Genomic DNA, 256 nt, shown 5'->3' on the forward strand with positions numbered 1-256 from the left:
GGACAACTGTCAGGTTGCGGTGAGCCAGCCGGTCAGCTGCAGGATCAGCCGGCGCGCGACGAACAGCAGCGCCTCGGCGTGCTCGACGCGGTCCATCAGTTCGACGCGCGTGTCGAACGACGGCGGCGTTTCTAGCCAGTCGTAGGCGGCCGGCGCGGTGCCGGCGACCTGGTCGAGCCAGTCGAGCAGTTGCGTGCCGCATCGTTTCTTCAACCCAGCGCGCGGCAAGCGCTGCAGATCGGCGAGCGTTTCGCAG

At 68.4% G+C, this 256-nt stretch carries 1 pseudogene; it reads right to left on the minus strand.

Annotation, left to right across the window (positions count from 1 at the left end):
- Window positions 1-15: 15 nt before the first annotated feature.
- Window positions 16-256, minus strand: a pseudogene (locus SB751_RS32785) (DNA polymerase Y family protein); the annotation flags it as partial.

Origin of the sequence: Cupriavidus sp. SIMBA_020 (assembly GCF_046535395.1) — a bacterium.
Taxonomy (GTDB): domain Bacteria; phylum Pseudomonadota; class Gammaproteobacteria; order Burkholderiales; family Burkholderiaceae; genus Cupriavidus; species Cupriavidus campinensis.